The sequence below is a fragment of the Dyadobacter sp. LHD-138 genome (assembly GCF_030929615.1).
In the GTDB taxonomy this organism is placed as follows: domain Bacteria; phylum Bacteroidota; class Bacteroidia; order Cytophagales; family Spirosomataceae; genus Dyadobacter.
In genome coordinates this window covers 1-761 of record NZ_JAVFVU010000120.1, presented here as the reverse complement: position 1 = coordinate 761, position 761 = coordinate 1, and the positions used below count along the sequence as shown (strand labels likewise).

The 761-nt window shown below is 35.3% G+C and carries 1 protein-coding gene; it reads right to left on the bottom strand.

Going from position 1 to position 761, the window contains the following annotated elements:
• Positions 1–18 precede the first annotated feature (18 nt).
• Positions 19–761 (bottom strand): IS5 family transposase (locus RB622_RS30190; RefSeq protein ID WP_308050568.1); only part of this gene is annotated, 743 nt, incomplete at its 5' end.

Below are 761 nucleotides of genomic sequence, written 5' to 3'. Positions count from 1 at the left end.
AGAGTATGTTTTGGATATTTATTTTGTCATTCTGTTTAAGAAAATTGATAAATAGGCAATTTCAAGCATTGCCTCAGAAGATTCTATGGTTTTCTCAACATCTCTGAAAAGTCTTCGCTTAAAATTAAGCCAACCAAATGACCGTTCGACTTGCCAGCGGTTCTTTTGGGGAACAAATCCTTGTGGGGATTCTGGTTTTTGTGCAATTTCTACCTCCAAGTTAAAATTACTTTTTATGTGTTCAACAAATGTAGTTTTATAACCATTATCAGCAGTAATCTTTTGTAATCGTGGCACTTTTCCTTTTAGCTGTTCAAGTGCTTGAATACCAGCTTGATTATCGGAAATATTAGCAGACGTAACCTTGATTGACCATGGAATTCCGATTGTGTCCACCAGAATAGTTCTTTTTCGTCCATTGATCTTTTTATTACCATCAATTCCTGAATCTAAATTAATAAACTGCATTTTCTTAACGCTTTGACTATCAATAGCTAATAGACTTGGACTTTGCTCTTTTTCCTGTCTTTTGCGTTCGCTAATAGCTATACTTTCAAGCAATTGATTCCAGATTCCACGAAGCTTAAACTGCCGAAAATGATAATAAATTGTCTGCCAAGCGGGGTATTTACTTTCCATATTTCGCCATTGCGTTCCAGTTTCAACAAGCCAAAAAATAGAATTTACAACGGTTCTTAAGGAATGTTGTCTTGCCCTTTTGTTGTCAACTATTTTTTCGACAAATTGCCATTGAGAGTCAG